Source organism: Bradyrhizobium sp. SUTN9-2, from assembly GCF_003122645.1.
GTDB lineage: Bacteria > Pseudomonadota > Alphaproteobacteria > Rhizobiales > Xanthobacteraceae > Bradyrhizobium > Bradyrhizobium yuanmingense.
This window is the reverse complement of the sequence record NZ_LAXE01000001.1, coordinates 957,552-972,633: the sequence shown is the minus strand read 5'-3', so window position 1 is coordinate 972,633 and position 15,082 is coordinate 957,552. Positions and strand designations below refer to the sequence as shown.

Genomic DNA, 15,082 nt, shown 5'->3' with positions numbered 1-15,082 from the left:
AACACCGCCCCTGAACCTCCCCACCCGCCATCGCGACGAAACGGCATGCCCCCGCAAGGCCAATTCGGGCCGGGAAGTGTCGCGCCATGACCGCCTCTGCAACGACCAGCTCCGCCGCGCCCTCGCGCCGCCTCGGCATCATCGGCAGCATCGTCGGCGTGCTGGCGCTGATAGCGGCAGTGCTGCCGCATTGGGTCGTGCCGATCGTGTTTCCGCCGCCGCCGGCGGACAAGGTGATCGTCGACACCGGACATCGCATCAAGGACCGCATCGTCGCGAAGGTGAAGGGCGTGGAGTTCAAGGCTCCGGACCTCGAGAAGTCGGCTGGAAGAAGCTGGCGTGATATCGCATCGGTCACGGCGATCTCGCTCGGCCTGCTCGCCATCCTGCTGTCGGTGCTCTCGCTGATCTTTCGGGAGGAACGGCTCCTTGCCGCTGTCGCCGCCGCACTCGGCACCGGCGCCATCGCCATCGAAATCTCCTTCTTCCTGATGGGCGTCCTGATCCTGATCGCGTTCCTCTATGTGGTCGGGAGTATCATCGGGTTGTTCTGAGGGCGGGTCCTGCCACAAGCGACGGACGGACGTGTGCGGGTCCCAGCCGGCACAATTGCTCCCGCGCTCAAATCTCTGTAGTTTCCGCCCGAAACAGGCCCTCCCACTCAACAGGACAGCGAGAACCCCGTGGCGCCCATCCAATACATCGTCGAGGGCGGTCACCGGCTCTCGGGCTCGATCGAGCCGTCCGGCAATAAGAATTCGGCGCTACCGATCATCGCCGCCGCGCTGCTGACCGAGCATCCGGTCGTGCTGGAGAACGTGCCGCGGATCCGCGACACCGAGACGCTGGTCGAGCTGGTCCGCTCGGTCGGCGCGTCGGCCGAATGGTCCGCGCGCAACACGCTTCACATCCATGCCAAGAGCATCCGCGCCGCCGACCTCGACCCCGAGCTGTGCGTGCGCATTCGCGCCTCGATCCTGCTCGCCGGGCCCCTGCTCGCCCGCTGCGGCGAGGTGATGCTGCCGCCGCCGGGCGGCGACGTCATCGGCCGCCGGCGACTGGACACGCATGTGCTCGCGCTGGAGCAGCTCGGCGCCAAGGTCACCGCGACCGATCGGCTCGAATTCCGTGCGCCAAAGCTCGCGGGCGCGGACGTGTTCCTGGACGAGCCCAGCGTCACCGCCACCGAGAACGCGCTGGTCGCGGCGGTCGCCGCCGACGGCATCACCTATTTGCGCAACGCGGCCTCCGAGCCGCATGTGCAGGACCTCGCCAATTTCCTGGTCGCGCTCGGCGCCAGGATAGAAGGCATCGGCACCAACACCATGATCATCCATGGTCAAGCGACGCTCGGCGGGACGACGTACCGAATCCAGCCCGACCACATCGAGGTCGGCTCGCTGATCGGGCTTGCCGCCGTGACGCGCTCGCCCTTGCGCATCGCGCGCGCGGGCGTCGAGCATCTGCGCTCGATTCGCATGGGCTTCGAGCGGCTCGGCATCGTCTGCCGAATCGAGGGCGATGATCTTATCGTGCCCTCCAACCAGACATTGAAGATCCAGGACGATTTCGGCGGCCATGTGCCGAAGCTGGAGGACCAGCCCTGGCCGGCCTTCCCGGCCGACCTGATGTCGATCGCCATCGTCACCGCCACGCAATGCGAGGGCGTGATCCTGATGTTCGAGAAGATGTTCGAATCCAGGATGTTCTTCGTCGACAAGCTGATCGCGATGGGCGCACGCATCGTGCTGTGCGATCCGCACCGCGCCATCATCGCCGGCCCCAGCCGCCTGCACGGCGCCACAATGACCTCGCCCGACATCCGCGCCGGCATGGCGATGCTGCTCGCGGCCGTCTGCGCCGAGGGCACCTCGACCATCAACAACGCCGACCAGATCGAGCGCGGCTATGAGCGCATCGAGGAGCGGCTGAACGCGCTTGGTGCGAAGATCAAGCGCGTGCCGGAGCGGAGCTAACCTGTTCTATTTTGGCGGATTCGCGTCGAAGGCCTGTTTGCAGGCCGCGGACAAGCTCGCGTAATTGTCGCCGAGGCATTTGCGGATGCGGCCGCCCCCGGGCATGGTGCCGGCGCAGAACCGTGAATAGTCTGCCTTGCAGGCCTGCTTCGCCTCACTCCGCGCATCACCTGCGGAGGCTTGCGAAAGAAACAGCACGAGAAGTGCGATCAGACTCGCGGCCGCAAGACCCGCACGCACGTAGACGGCCATCCGATGCGAGAACCTCACCACTGGTCCGCTTGCCGTCCTGTCAAATCGTTGCACCATGTCATCTCCACCAATTCGCAGACATCGATGTAGGTGATACGTCTGGACGGGCCGAATCCCTCGTTCACTTTGCGCGACTCAGCGAAAATAGCCGCCGACGAGCTGTCGGCGTCCTTTCGCTGAAATTCGTTCCAGCATCTCGACGAAGGTCGAGACGACGAGGTCGCCAATCTTCACGCGCTTGTCGCGGGCATCCTTCACGGCTGCTTCCAGCTCGGCCTTGTCGAGATTCGTCTGCGCCGCCGTTTTCATCGCCTTCATCAACGCGAGCCGGTACTCGGCCTGGAGCGGGGCCAGCTTCGCCTCCTTGCCGCGATAGATGCTCCACAGGATCTCCGCGTCTTCCGCCGGCAATCGCTCCGCGACGCGCTCGATCATGCGGAGCGGCACGCCCGCGCCGGCCCGGAAGCCGCCGGGCCGCAGCCATTGCACCGAGACATAGGTGAACAGGACGACGTTGACGCACAGCGACAGCAGCATGAGCGCCCGCCAGGGTATGGACCATTCTCGCCGGAACTTCATTGCACCGATCCCAAACCGATTGAGTAGACGTCGAAGACGCCGCTCATGACGGACAACGGGTCCGACGCCGAATGGACATAGGGCATCGCCCCCGCCAGCCACACGCCGACGATCGCGGAGCAGGCGAGACTTGCGGCGGGAACGAGCGTGGGCCAGCGCAGCAGGCGTCGATACCATGCCGGCCGATGCTGCTGCGGGACCGCGGCGAGCCGCTGCAGGACGAGCAGGCTCGAACGATCCGCCCTCGCCTCGTCGATCTCCGGGGCCACCGCGAGCAGGCGATCGAGCCGTCCCTGCTCATCCAGGACGGCCGCGCCTTCCGCACTTGCCGCAAATCGCCGCGCGGCCTCGCGCGTTGCCGCGGGCCAACGCTCGACATCGCCTCCCCATGTCTCGGCCAATCGTCTGAACTGATCCGGCGTCATGCGTAGCTCCCTGTCTCCTGTATTTTCTGGACGTTTGCCTTCAGCGCCGTGCGGGCGCGGCCCAGCAGCGATTCGAACGCCTTGGCGCTGAGATTCATCGCGTTCGCCGCCTCCTCGCCGCTCAATCCCTCCATGTGGAAGAGGGCGATCGCGCCGCGCTGCCGGTCCGACAGGCCGGCCATCGCGCGATTGAGAAGACTGAGCTCCTCATCCGCGATCAGCCGCTCGACAGCATGCGGTCCCATGTCGGGTACGTCGCCGGCGTCTTCGAGCGGCAGGAACGTTCGCCGCCGCGTGCGGTCGAACGTCAGGTTGAGGACGATGCGGTAGAGCCAGGTCGTGAATTTCGCAACCTCTGGGTCGAAAGAGGCTGCGTGCGTCCAGACCCGCATGAACGCCTCCTGGCCGATATCGTCGGCCTCGGCCGGGTCGCGCACGATCCGCTCCGCGACCCGCAGCGCCCGAGGCATATGGCGCCGCATGAGGACGCGAAACGCATGCTGCCGCTGCGCCGAAACCTCCGCCATCAAGGCCTCGTCCGATGGCTCTTCCATCACATCGATCTGTTGCTCTGGCCTGCGGACATCGTAGTCGAGAATTGCGAACCGATCCTACCAGGCGATAGCCGCCTCCAACCGAGCATCAAAAGCGCCAATAGACTCCGGCTCGCACCGTGTGCGTGTCGAGCCGGGACTCGCGCGCGCCGAAGGTCGTCGCGCCGACCGTCTGGGCGGCCAGCGTCTTCGAGCCGTAATTGTCATAGAGATATTCGAGCCGGACCGAGGCCTGCGGTGCCAGGCGGAATTCCCCGCCCGCTCCGATCGACCAGCCGATCCGTGTATCGCTCCAGCTCGCAACGGCCCCGATCCCATTGTCGAACGCCTTGCTCTCGACGCCCGCGACGGCAAGGCCACCGGCGGCGAACAGCAGCGTGCGGTCGAAAGCATAGCCGATCCGTCCACGGAGATGGCTGTTCCAATTGACCGCGGATTGAAGCTGCGTGACCGCGGGGGTAGGCGCAAAGCCGGTATCGATCGTCGCGCGCGCATCGACGAAGTTCACGTCGCCGTCGAGCCCGGCGACGATCCGGCCCCATTGCGCCGAGAAGCCCGCCGTTGCACCGACGATCGCGCCCTTCGGATCGACAAAGTGGAATTCACCCGTCGCGGGCAGCGAGATCTCGGAGCGGCCCGAAAGATAGCCGGCCTGAACGCCGAAATAGGGCCCCGCCCAGCTCAGCAGGGCTGCCGACGCCGCCTGCGCCTGCGGTGCTGCGGGCAGCCTCAGGTCGGCCGCTGCAGCGGCGCCGGCCCCCAGGATGGCAGAACCGATGAACAGTGCGGCGAACGTCAGTCTAAATCTCGTTATCATACTCAATTCCCAATGTGAGACCGGCCCAGATTCGCCGCACATGACGAATACGGCGCAACCCGACCTTTCCTTCGCCTGAGCCCGCCTTTTTCAGCGGCACCGCGCCCTCACATTTCTTTGCCGTTACTTCGCCGAACGAGGCTGCTATGTCCCCGGCATGACCGAGCTTTTGGATACCAAACGGCGGTACCGGGCACGCCTGGACGCACGGCAGAACCATCTTGCCGAAGAATTCATCGAGACGCTGCGCCTCGCCGTGCCGCTGATGCTGACCCAGCTTGGGCAGATCGCAATGATCACGACCGATCTTGCGATGATCGGGCGGCTCGGCGAGGAGGCGGTGGCCGCGGCGGCGCTGGCCCATACGGTCTATTTCGTCAGCTTCACGTTCGGGCTCGGATTGACGTCCGCAGTGTCGCCGCTGGCGGCGCAGGCGTTCGGCGCCGGCGACGTCAGGCGCATTCGGCGCTCCTTGCGCGTCGGTCTGTGGGCCGCGCTGCTGATCTCACTGCCGATGATGGCCTCGCCGCTCTATGGCGAGCAGATTTTGCTCACGCTCGGTCAAATGCCGCACTCGGCCGCGCTGGCACAGCACTACCTGAATGGCCTGGCCTGGGGCATCGCACCGGCGCTCGGATTCATCGCCCTGCGCAGCATGATGAGCGCAGTGAACCGGCCGCAGGCGCCGCTATGGATCACGCTGGCGGCGATCCCGGTCAATGCCGCGCTGGTCTATGCCCTGATCCACGGGCTGTTCGGCCTGCCCGAGCTCGGCCTGTTCGGCGCGGGGCTTGCGACCACGCTGGTCAATCTCGGCACCTTCCTCGCCGCGCTCGCGATCGCCGGGCTGCGCAAGCCGTTCGCGGACTATCGTCCGCTCGCCCACCTCTGGCGGATCGACTGGCCCCTGATGCGCCAGCTGATCGCGATCGGCGCGCCGATCTCGTTTTCGCTGCTGCTGGAATATGGCCTGTTCTCCTCGGCCGCGCTGCTGATGGGCCTGATCTCGACCACCGCGATTGCCGCGCACCAGATCGCGCTCCAGGTCACCGCCGTGCTGTTCATGGTGCCGCTCGGCATCGGCATGGCGGCGACCGTGCGGGTCGGTCATGCCTTCGGCCGCAAGGATCCGGCGGCGGTGAAGCGCGCAGGACTCGTCGCAGCCGTGCTCGGCCTCGCGCTGGTCTCCGCGCTGACGATCGCCATCGTGATCGGTCGCTATCAGCTCGGCCGGCTGTTCTTCGGCGCCGGCAGCGAAAGTGCGGCCACCGTCGAGCTGACGGCAACGCTGCTGCTGGTCGGGGCCAGCTTCTTCATCGCCGACGGCCTGCAGACCATCATGGGCGGCGCGCTGCGCGGCATCAACGACACCAAGATGACCCTGTTGTTCGCCGCGATCGGCTATTGGGGCGTCTCTTTTCCCATCGGCTGGTTGCTGGCGTTCCACACAGGGCTGGGCGCGATCGGCGTCTGGATCGGATTCTCGATCGGCACGTTCGTCTATGCCGGGCTCCTGATCTTGCGCTTCCGGATGCTGACGCGCAAAATGGCGGGATGATCGGGACGGTCCGCGAAGTCGCGCCTGAAGTCGATGCCGATGCGCTGCTCGCCGGCGCGCAGTTAATCGACGCGTTTTGCGTGGACATCGGCGCCGCGACGGTGAATGCCCGCGAAGCCTGCACCAGGATGGTGCTGCACGGGCCGCGCTGGATCGACGCACTGCTGCGCCTGCGCAACATTCTGGTGAGGCCGTTCGGGCTGAAGACATCGGGCGAAGGCGCGCCGGCGCCGTACGGCCTGATCGGCCTGTTTCCGGTGCTGAGCGAGACGCCGGAGCAGCTGGTCGCGGGCTTCGATGATTCGCACCTCGATTTCCGCATCGTAGTCGACGTTTCAGGCAATGCCGCGCGCCGGCAGGTGACCTCGACCACGCTGGTGCGCACGCACAACCTGCTCGGCCGGACCTATCTTGCGCTGATCATGCCCTTCCACAAGCTCGTGGTCCGCAACATGATGGGACGCATCGTGGAGACGGCCCGATGAACTGTGCGGGCCGACATTGAACGAACACGCCCTGTTCAGCCCACCGGCCCTGCAGTCCAATTGTCGCCAGCGAGCGGACTGACTTTCACGTCAGGAATGACACCGAGGTCCATGCTCGGATCGAAATGGCGCATCGTTCGCTCATTGAGGTCGATGATGCGGCCAGGTCTTAGTGGTCCCACGTCGTTTATCTTGACGATGACCTTCTTGCCCACGGCCTCGACGAGAGCATATTTCGGCCTCGCGCCGAATCCGACCCCACCGAATTTCCGGCGCAGGCTCGTCTTGATGGCAGCCGTCCAGGCGGAGGGATCATAACGTTCGCCGGAAGCCGTCTGCGGACCGCCCTCCTCCTTGCCGGGCTTGAACGGATTATAGGTGGACGCCGCGCCAATAATCGCATCGCCTGAGGCGGCATCGACGACGGCACTTGAGTGATCCCCACGCGTTTCACTTCGAGCAACGGCAACAGAGAAGGCAAGCGTAACCAGGGCGCCGCAAACTGCGGCGCTCGAGCGGAAGAGCATCATGAGTCCTGTGATTTTTTAGATTGTCCGGTTCCAGAACCGCAAACGTGGTCAAGCGAACGCAGCAGCGCTCATGAACTTGCCGAACGTTTTGCGGATTCGAGCCAACCCCTGGCTACGGAACCGTTGTGAGAACCGGAGTGGTCTCACGTCGTGTTTAGCTTGCCGCCGATTAAAACAGAGAATGCGTCAGCAACATGACCCGATGGAACCTTGTGCGTGGAGCGGCTTAGAGCCGCAGACCGCCGATCACCGCCGCGCTTCGCACACGCGCATTACTGTCGAAAGCCGACGTTGACGACGACGCGCCCGAACTCACTCCGCAACGCGTGCGGTTTTATCTGTCGAGGCCTCCGACCATTCGCCGACGACGCGGTCGAGGTCGCCGAGATTCTGGTGCATCTGCTCCAGTGAGAAGCCGAGCGCGAAGAAGCGCTCGGCTGTGTCACTCGCGTGGCCGCGGATCAGGCCATCCTGACGGACGGACGCGACCGCCTCGGCGTAGCGCTGGAGCGCGACATGGACGGGATGGATCGGCGGCGCGCCGACGCCCTCGCGCAAGGCGCCAGCGGCCGAGCGGAGGAAGCGGGCGATCACGGTCGACACTTCCGACAGGGGCGCTGCCAGCCGCAATTGCACTTCCACCGGCAGCGGCACCACCGTGGCGCGGCCGATCATCACGACGTCATGGCGCAGCCGCAGGATCGTTCGCAGCAATGGGCCGGTGTCCGGACCGCTCGACAAGCGCGCCGCGCGCTCACGCTCGGCTTCGGAGCCGATCGCATTCAGATTGACCATCGCGGTGCCGATGCCGTCCTGGATCCGGTGCAGCGCGTCGTTGTCGCGGCCGCGCGTGAGGCCTGCCAGCAGCTCGGCGAGGGCATCGGCGATCAGCTCGAGCAGAACCGCCGCGCTGGCGCGGATCTGCCGCACCGCGCGCGAGGGCAGCACCAGGAAGGAGACCAGCAATCCCGTGACGGCGCCGACACCGACCTCGCTGACCCGATCGATCGCCGAGGTCAGGGGATCGGCATGATGCAGGGTGGGAACCAGGAGCACGATCACGGCGGTGACAGTGGCGGCGCTGAGGCTCGGATTGATCGCGGCGATGAAGGCGAGCGGGGCGACGGAGAGGACCAGCAGGCCGAGCAGGCCCGCCTCGCTGGAATAGGGAATCAGGATGGCGATGGCGCCGCCATAGAGGGCTCCGCCGATGGTGCCGAGCATGTAGTCGCGCGTCGCCTTCAGCGAGCGGCCGACGCTCATCTGGGTCACGATCAGCGAGGTCAGCACCGCCCAGAGCGGCAGCAGCAGATGCAGCGCGGTCGCGATCGCATAGGCCGCTGTCGCGGCGACCGTGACCCGGATCGCCAGCCCCAATTGCGTCCGCCGCGCTCGAATCCGGTCGAACAGCTGCCTTGCGCGCGTCATGCGGAATATCCCGATCCTTTTCGCCTAAGCAAAAGCATGGCTGATCCCCGCCGACGCAAGGCCGCTTGAAAGGCCAAATCAGCCCGCCTAACTTGCGCGCCAAATCGAGGAAACACGATGGCTCACGAAACCGCAACGCTCGCCGCCTATGTCTTCAATCTCAAGTACCAGGATATTCCGGCGGAGGTGCTGGAGCGCGCCAAGGTACTGACGCTGGACTTCCTCGGCAGCGCCATCAGGGCGCGGCGCGAGGCGGAATCGACCCCGTCGATGCTGAAGATGCTGGAGGCGCTGGCGCTCGACACCAAGGGCGAGTCCACCGTGTTCGGTGATGCCAAGACCTGGACGCCGGCGGTCGCGGCGCTGCTCAACGGCGCGCTCGGCCACTCCCTCGATTTCGACGACACCCATGCCGATTCCTCGCTGCATCCGAGCGCACCGGTGGTGCCGGCCGCCTTCGCCGTCGGCGAGATGGTCGGCGCCTCCGGGCGCGACGTGCTGACGGCGATCGTTGCCGGCTATGAGGTCTGCTGCCGGCTCGGCAATGCGCTCGATCCGACCTCGCATTACGCGCGCGGCTTCCACCCGACGGCGACGGCCGGCACCTACGGCGCGGCTGCGGCGGCGGGCAAGCTGTTCGGTCTGAGCGAAAAGCAGCTGATTACCGCGTTCGGCGTCTCCGGCAGCCAGGCCGCGGGCTCGCTGCAATTTCTGGTCAACGGCGCCTGGAACAAGCGCTACCAGGTCGGCGCCGCCGCGATGAACGGCGTGATCGCCGCGACGCTCGCGCGCAACGATTTCGTCGGCGCGACCGAGTCGGTCGAGGGCAAGCACGGCCTGCTCGCCGGCTACACCGACGATGCGCATCCCGACAAGGCGGTGGCCGAGCTCGGCAAGACCTATGAGACCATGAAGATCGGCGTGAAGCCCTATCCGAGCTGCCGCTACACCCATGCCGCGATCGACGCGCTGATCGCGATGCGGCGCGAGCACAATCTGACGCCGGAGCAGGTCAAGCGCGTCGAGATCGGCCTGCACCGCAACGGCATCACGCTGACCGGCGACGCCGCAACCAAACGGCACCCGCGCTCGATCGTCGGCGGCCAGTTCTCGATGTTCTTCACCGGTGCGCTCGCACTCGACCAGGGTTCATTCGGCTGGGACGATTACAACCGTCTCGGCGACGCCACCATCGACGCGCTCGCCGACAAGTTCGACGTGGTGCAGGACGACCGGCTCGAGATCGGCCGCACTCATCCCTTCGGCGCGCGCGTGAGCATCACCACGGACGACGGCGTGCACGAGCGGCTCTATGCCGACCCCTCGGGCGAGCCGAATTCTTTTCCGGACACCCAGGCGATGCAGCAGAAGTTCTTGACGCTGGCCCGCCCCGTGCTGAACGCGCGCGCGGAAAAATTTGCCGACGCGATCATGACGTTGGAGCGGTTCGACCGCGTGGCGCAGGCGACGGAATTGGGGAGGTAAGCAGGTTCGCCGCAGGGCTTCGCTTACCCTCCCCTGGAGGGGGGGTCGGCACGCGATCGAGCAAAGCGAGATTGCGTGACGGGGTGGGGTGATCTCTCCACTCGGGCACTGTTCGTCGCGGAGAGACCGTCACCCCACCCCGCTCGCGCTGCGCGCGATCGACCCTCCCCCTCCAGGGGAGGGTAAGAAAGAACTCATTTCCCTCCCGCCAGCTTCCCCTTCTCGCGCGTTGCCGCAACCACGTCGCGCACGAGGTCGAACACCCCATCGGCTTGCGGCGGCGCGTTCGGCGAGCGGCCCATGCGCACGATCACCAGTTGCTGCGACGGGATCACGATCGTGTACTGCCCGATCGTGCCCTTGGCGAAGAAGGCATCGCGCGGCCAGCCGTGCTCCACGCGATAATTTGCGCCAAGGCTGTCGCCCCGGTTGGTCCAGAAGCCGGCGCCGATGCCGACCCACGCATTTGGCGTAGCACTCGCCGAATAGTTCACCCAGCCTTCCGGCAGGATGCGTTTGCCGCCGGCGAGGCCGTCATCGAGATAGAGCTGGCCGAAGCGCGCCCAGTCGCGGGCGGAGGCGAGCATCTCGCTCGACCCTTCGATCGTGCCGGCGCCGTCGAGCTGGAGCACGACATGGCGCATGCCGAGCGGGGCGAACAATTCGCGGCGCGCGAAGCGCAAGGCATCTTCCGGTGTACCGCCGGCCGCATCGCGAATCAGATGCGCGAGGATGAGGCTGTTGCCGTCGTGATAATTCCATGCCGTGCCCGGCGCGGTTGCGAGCGGGATGCTCTCGGCGTAGGCGGCCATGTCCTTCTCAGCGAATTTCATCCGGTTGATGGGCTCGAGCGCGGAGCCGAGCGAGGCCTGCAGCGAGCTGCCGAGCGCAAGGCCCGCGGTGTGACGCAGCAGCTGGTCGACATTGATGGCATGGCGCGGATCGTCGGAATCTCTCCAGACGGTGACCGGCGCGGGGCCGTCGACCTTCAGCTTGCCCTGACGCACCAGCACGCCGATCAGCGCCGAGATTACCGACTTGGTCATGGAGAAGCCTAGCAGCGGCGTCTCGGGTTCGATACCGTCGGCGTAGCGCTCGGCGACGATGCGGCCGGCCTTCATCACGACAATAGCGCGGGTGCGGCGGTGAGGCGGCTGCGTGGGCTCGGCGAAGGCGCGGTCGAGCGCAGCGGCGAGCGCGGGGCTTTGCGGCGGCACGATCGCGGGACCGGCGATCTCGGGCAGCAAGGCCGGCCGTTTGTCGACAGGCAGCGGCTCGACGGCGACGATGCCAGCGCCGTGCGCGAGCGTGCAGCCGAGCCCCTCGCGATACACGGCGTGGCTGCCGCCGAAGCCGAACAGCGTCACCGTGACGTCCTTGCGGACGCGGTCGATTCTGTACTCCATCGCCCAGCTGATCAGGCTCGCTCCGGGCATGGCGTCGGTGGTCTCGGCGAAGTTGCGTCCGGGATCGAGGCCGGACACGAACGTCTCGGCGCATAGGATGTTGGCGACGAAGCCGGTCACGACCCTCGGAACGTCGCGGGCCTGGGCCGCGCCGAGCGCAAGGCCGGCTGCGGCGATGGCGGTAGCGAGAAGGACGATCTTGCGGCGACGGGCCACGGGGCTTTCTCCGGCTGGGGCGTAGGCCGGGCAGGAAGCGGGATGCGGACGGTGGATGCTCGCCGGATCTGGAAAACAGGCTGGTCGAATTCGGAGCGAGCTGGCCGATTCCAGAATTTCAATGTGATTAGAATGGCTTGGAAACTAGGCCGCACTCGTCTTCAACCGCCGGTACTCGGTCGGCGTTACGCCTGTCACCGCCTTGAAGGCGCGGTTGAATGGTCCCAGCGACTGGAAGCCGGCGTCCATGGCAATGGTGATGACGGGGACCTCGGCCTGGGAGGGATCGGCGAGCGCGGCCTTGGCTTCCTCGATGCGGTGGTTGTTCAGGAACACATTGAAATTGCGATAGCCGAGCCGCTGGTTGATCAGGCGGCGCAGCCTGTATTCGGGAATCCTGAGCCGGCCCGCCAGCACACCGATGGTAATGTTCTCCTGGCGATAGATCCGCTCGTCCGCCATCAGGCGCATCAGGGCATCGATGAGTTTCTGGTCGGAGTCCTCGGCCAAAGGCTGGATCGGCGCGATCGCGGGTGCGGGCTCTGGCGCAATCGGAAACAGATCGGCGCCATCGACTCGCAACATTGCGTAGGCGATCGCGGCAACGATGCAGGCGAGCACGCCTGTATTGATGGTGTCGGCGACATCGCTCGCGCTGAAGGCAACGAGGATCTGGAGCAGCGCATTCAACCCGCCATAGAGTGCGGCGGCGCAGACGATGACGACGCGCAGGCGGCGGCGACGCTCGACCAGATCGGCGGACCACGATCCGATCGTCTGCACCACCGCGAGCGCGATGAAGCCGAGCACGATCAGGTTCACTGCCGTCACGGAGAACCGCGCGTTGCCGCCGGGCGCGATCCAGAGACATCCGACGAAGCTGAAGGCGGTCGCCGCGGCCCAGATCAATCCGTGCCACCACCGTAGCCGAAAGTCGTCGTCGAACAGCGCGCGCGTGAACAGCCAGAACACGACGATGTTGCCGGTCGACAGTGCAATCAGCGGCGCGTGCCAGATTGGAACGAGCGACGACACACCGATGGAATAGCTCGCGGCATGCGCCGCCGAGCCTAGCGCGAAGGCCGCGCCGAGGCGGGCCGCGAGCACATTGCGGAAATCGGAGAGCAATGACGCCGCCAGCACCAATAGCAGCGCGACGCTGGCAGCGCGGAAGGCAAGTTCGGTTGCGGCAAGGGTCATCGGCTGGGGCGAACGGTCGCGGTTGAAGGGCAGCCGAACATCGTTCGTTGCGCCCGGTTTTTCAAGGACGATCCGCATGCAAGGGTTAGCGGAGCTTTGTCGCGACGGCGACGCCAAATCCTGCTAGCGTCGCGTTCAACAAAGCCAAAAGGAGTCCCCCCATGAGCTGGCAGCCCTCGAACGATCCCGTGCTCGGCGATCCCATGTCCTGCGATGCGCTCGATCTCGTCATCGTGCCGCGCACGCGCGATCTCGGTGACGGGTTCGCGGTGCGCCGGGCGTTGCCGCATGGCAAGCGGCAGATGGTCGGGCCTTTCATCTTCTTCGACCATTTCGGCCCGGTGCAGTTCGTCTCCGGCAAGGGCATGGACGTGCGGCCGCATCCGCATATCGGGCTCGCCACCGTCACCTATCTGTTCGACGGCGCCATCATGCATCGCGACAGCGAGGGTAACGTCCAGGAGATCGCGCCCGGCGCAATGAACCTGATGACGGCCGGGCGCGGCATCGCGCATTCCGAGCGCACGCCGGACGCGCAGCGCGCCTCGGGCCAGAAGATGCTCGGCCTGCAAAGCTGGATCGCGCTGCCGGCGGGCTCCGAAGAGATCGCGCCGTCGTTCCAGCATTATGCGGCAGGCGATTTGCCGATGATTTCCGAGCGCGACTTCACCGCGCGGGTGATCGCGGGCTCCGCCTTCGGCATCGCCTCGCCGGTGTCGATGGTCTCGCCCTGGTTCTACACCGAGGTCACGGCGCTCGCGGGCGCGAGCGTGCCGCTCGACCCCGATCATGAGGAGCGTGCGATCTATGTCGTCGACGGCGAAATCGAGATCGCCAACGAGCGCTACGAGGGGCCGCGCCTGCTGATCTTCCGGCCCGGCGACCGCATCACCGTGAAGGCGCTGAAGGCGACGCGAATGATGTTTCTCGGCGGCGATGCGCTGGAAGGCCCGCGCCACATCTGGTGGAATTTCGTCTCCTCCAGCAAGGAGCGGATCGAGCAGGCCAAGCAGGACTGGAAAACCGGGCGCTTCGCCGCAGTTCCGCAGGAACACGAGTTCATTCCGCTGCCGGAATAGGCTAATCCGGTGTCCGGCCGCGCCATCAGACGCGGCCGGATGTCCTGTGCGAAGGCTTTGCCGATGACCACCATGCTCTCCAGCGACCTGCCTCTATCCAAGATCGGACGCGGCAAGGTGCGCGATATCTACGCCGTCGACGACGAGCGCCTGCTGCTCGTCACCACCGACCGCATCAGCGCCTTAGATGTGGTGATGAGCGAGACCATCCCGATGAAGGGCGCGGTGCTGACCCAGATCAGCGCGTGGTGGTTCAATGAGCTCGAAGGCGTGGTGCCGCATCACATGATCAGCGCCGACACCGACGAGATCATTGCGGCCGTGCCGGCGTTGCAGCCGCACCGCGCCGAGATCCTCGGCCGCGCCATGCTGTGCAAGCGCACCACCGTGTTCCCGATCGAATGCGTGATCCGCGGCTATCTCTCAGGCTCCGCCTGGAAGGAATATGCGGCGAGCGGCACGCTGGCCGGCGAGAAGCTGAAGCCGGGCCTCGTCGAGAGCGAGAAGCTGGAGCCGGCGATCTTTAGCCCCGCGACCAAGGCCGAAAGCGGCCATGACGAGAACATCACCATCGCGAAGATGAGCGCGGTGGTCGGCGACGAGGTCGCCTACACGCTGGAGAGCATGACGCGGGCGATCTACACGCTGGGCGAGGAGCTCGCCCGCGAGCAGGGTATCATCATCGCCGACACCAAGTTCGAGTTCGGCCGCGACAAGGACGGCCGCATCATCCTGATCGACGAGGTGATGACGCCGGATTCGTCGCGGTTCTGGGCGGTCGACGCCTACAGACCGGGCCAGCCGCAGGCGAGCTTCGACAAGCAGCCGCTGCGCGACTATCTCGACGTCGAGCGCCGCGCCGGCCGTTGGAACGGCGACGCCCCGCCGCCGCCGCTGCCGGCCAGCGTGGTGGACGCGACCAGCAAGCGGTACCTGGAAGCGTATCGGCGCGTGACGGGGACAGAGCTGAAGATTTAGGCCCGACTGTTACCGCAGCTCCGTCATTGCGAGCGCAGCGAAGCAATCCAAAGTCTTTCCGCGGAGGGATTCTGGATTGCTTCGCTGCGCTCGCAATGACGTGGAGAGGCCGGT

Annotated in this window: 16 protein-coding genes; 7 read left to right on the top strand and 9 right to left on the bottom strand. The window is 66.0% G+C overall.

The features are described from left to right. Nucleotides 1-86: 86 nt before the first annotated feature. Nucleotides 87-554 carry an inner membrane protein YidI gene (gene yidI / locus XF30_RS04595; protein WP_109142040.1) on the top strand — a complete coding sequence of 156 codons (468 nt, stop codon included), beginning with the start codon at nt 87-89 and terminating at the stop codon, nt 552-554. 129 nt (nt 555-683) lie between these two features. Continuing rightward, a complete protein-coding gene (gene murA, locus XF30_RS04590; protein WP_036024088.1) occupies nt 684-1,976 on the top strand; it encodes a UDP-N-acetylglucosamine 1-carboxyvinyltransferase in 1,293 nt (430 codons plus the stop codon). Nucleotides 1,977-1,982: 6 nt separating this feature from the next. Here the strand turns inward: murA and XF30_RS04585 are convergent, their stop codons facing one another. The 5 genes from XF30_RS04585 to XF30_RS04565 form a co-directional block, all read right to left on the bottom strand. Continuing rightward, nucleotides 1,983-2,285 carry a hypothetical protein gene (locus XF30_RS04585; protein WP_244608874.1) on the bottom strand — a complete coding sequence of 101 codons (303 nt, stop codon included), beginning with the start codon at nt 2,283-2,285 and terminating at the stop codon, nt 1,983-1,985. 78 nt (nt 2,286-2,363) lie between these two features. Further along, nucleotides 2,364-2,807 (bottom strand): periplasmic heavy metal sensor, encoded by a 444-nt coding sequence (locus XF30_RS04580; RefSeq protein WP_109142039.1) that lies wholly within the window; start codon nt 2,805-2,807, stop codon nt 2,364-2,366. Beyond that, nucleotides 2,804-3,232, bottom strand: coding sequence for a hypothetical protein (locus XF30_RS04575; RefSeq protein ID WP_036024094.1), 429 nt, complete (start codon nt 3,230-3,232; stop codon nt 2,804-2,806). The genes XF30_RS04580 and XF30_RS04575 overlap by 4 nt, the downstream gene beginning before the upstream one ends. Continuing rightward, nucleotides 3,229-3,795, bottom strand: coding sequence for an RNA polymerase sigma factor (locus XF30_RS04570; protein ID WP_074447594.1), 567 nt, complete (start codon nt 3,793-3,795; stop codon nt 3,229-3,231). Before XF30_RS04570 ends, XF30_RS04575 begins: the two co-directional genes overlap by 4 nt. Before the next feature lie 79 nt (nt 3,796-3,874). Continuing rightward, the gene (locus tag XF30_RS04565; RefSeq protein ID WP_158284327.1) at nt 3,875-4,603 is read right to left on the bottom strand and encodes an outer membrane protein; all 729 of its coding nucleotides are present in this window, start codon (nt 4,601-4,603) and stop codon (nt 3,875-3,877) included. A 157-nt stretch (nt 4,604-4,760) separates the two neighbouring features. Here XF30_RS04565 and XF30_RS04560 point away from each other — a divergent pair, with 157 nt between their 5' ends. Both XF30_RS04560 and XF30_RS04555 read left to right on the top strand, forming a co-directional pair. After that, the gene (locus XF30_RS04560; protein ID WP_109142037.1) at nt 4,761-6,161 is read left to right on the top strand and encodes an MATE family efflux transporter; all 1,401 of its coding nucleotides are present in this window, start codon (nt 4,761-4,763) and stop codon (nt 6,159-6,161) included. Beyond that, complete coding sequence (locus XF30_RS04555; protein WP_109142036.1) at nt 6,158-6,646, top strand: DUF2867 domain-containing protein; 489 nt, start codon at nt 6,158-6,160, stop codon at nt 6,644-6,646. Before XF30_RS04560 ends, XF30_RS04555 begins: the two co-directional genes overlap by 4 nt. A gap of 35 nt (nt 6,647-6,681) precedes the next feature. Here XF30_RS04555 and XF30_RS04550 read toward each other — a convergent pair whose 3' ends face one another. Both XF30_RS04550 and XF30_RS04545 read right to left on the bottom strand, forming a co-directional pair. Then, nucleotides 6,682-7,176, bottom strand: coding sequence for a septal ring lytic transglycosylase RlpA family protein (locus XF30_RS04550; RefSeq protein ID WP_192893029.1), 495 nt, complete (start codon nt 7,174-7,176; stop codon nt 6,682-6,684). Nucleotides 7,177-7,488: 312 nt separating this feature from the next. Continuing rightward, a complete protein-coding gene (locus XF30_RS04545) occupies nt 7,489-8,604 on the bottom strand; it encodes an FUSC family protein (protein WP_109142035.1) in 1,116 nt (371 codons plus the stop codon). Between the two features lie 117 nt (nt 8,605-8,721). Between XF30_RS04545 and XF30_RS04540 the strand changes: the two genes are divergently transcribed. Continuing rightward, entirely contained in the window at nt 8,722-10,089 is a 1,368-nt protein-coding gene (locus tag XF30_RS04540) for an MmgE/PrpD family protein (protein ID WP_109142034.1), read from the top strand. A gap of 194 nt (nt 10,090-10,283) precedes the next feature. On the opposite strand, the gene XF30_RS04535 is transcribed toward XF30_RS04540, so the two are convergent. After that, nucleotides 10,284-11,711 (bottom strand): serine hydrolase domain-containing protein, encoded by a 1,428-nt coding sequence (locus XF30_RS04535; protein WP_109142033.1) that lies wholly within the window; start codon nt 11,709-11,711, stop codon nt 10,284-10,286. 144 nt (nt 11,712-11,855) lie between these two features. Further along, a complete protein-coding gene (locus XF30_RS04530) occupies nt 11,856-12,911 on the bottom strand; it encodes a helix-turn-helix domain-containing protein (protein ID WP_109145564.1) in 1,056 nt (351 codons plus the stop codon). Nucleotides 12,912-13,072: 161 nt separating this feature from the next. On the opposite strand from XF30_RS04530, the gene XF30_RS04525 reads away from it, so the two are divergent. Together XF30_RS04525 and XF30_RS04520 are read left to right on the top strand one after the other, a co-directional pair. Next, nucleotides 13,073-13,990, top strand: a complete 918-nt coding sequence (locus XF30_RS04525; protein ID WP_036038693.1) for a pirin family protein — start codon at nt 13,073-13,075, stop codon at nt 13,988-13,990. A gap of 63 nt (nt 13,991-14,053) precedes the next feature. Beyond that, nucleotides 14,054-14,968: a phosphoribosylaminoimidazolesuccinocarboxamide synthase gene (locus XF30_RS04520; protein WP_109145563.1), complete on the top strand. Its 915-nt coding sequence runs from the start codon at nt 14,054-14,056 to the stop codon at nt 14,966-14,968. The last annotated feature ends 114 nt before the right edge of the window (nt 14,969-15,082 follow it).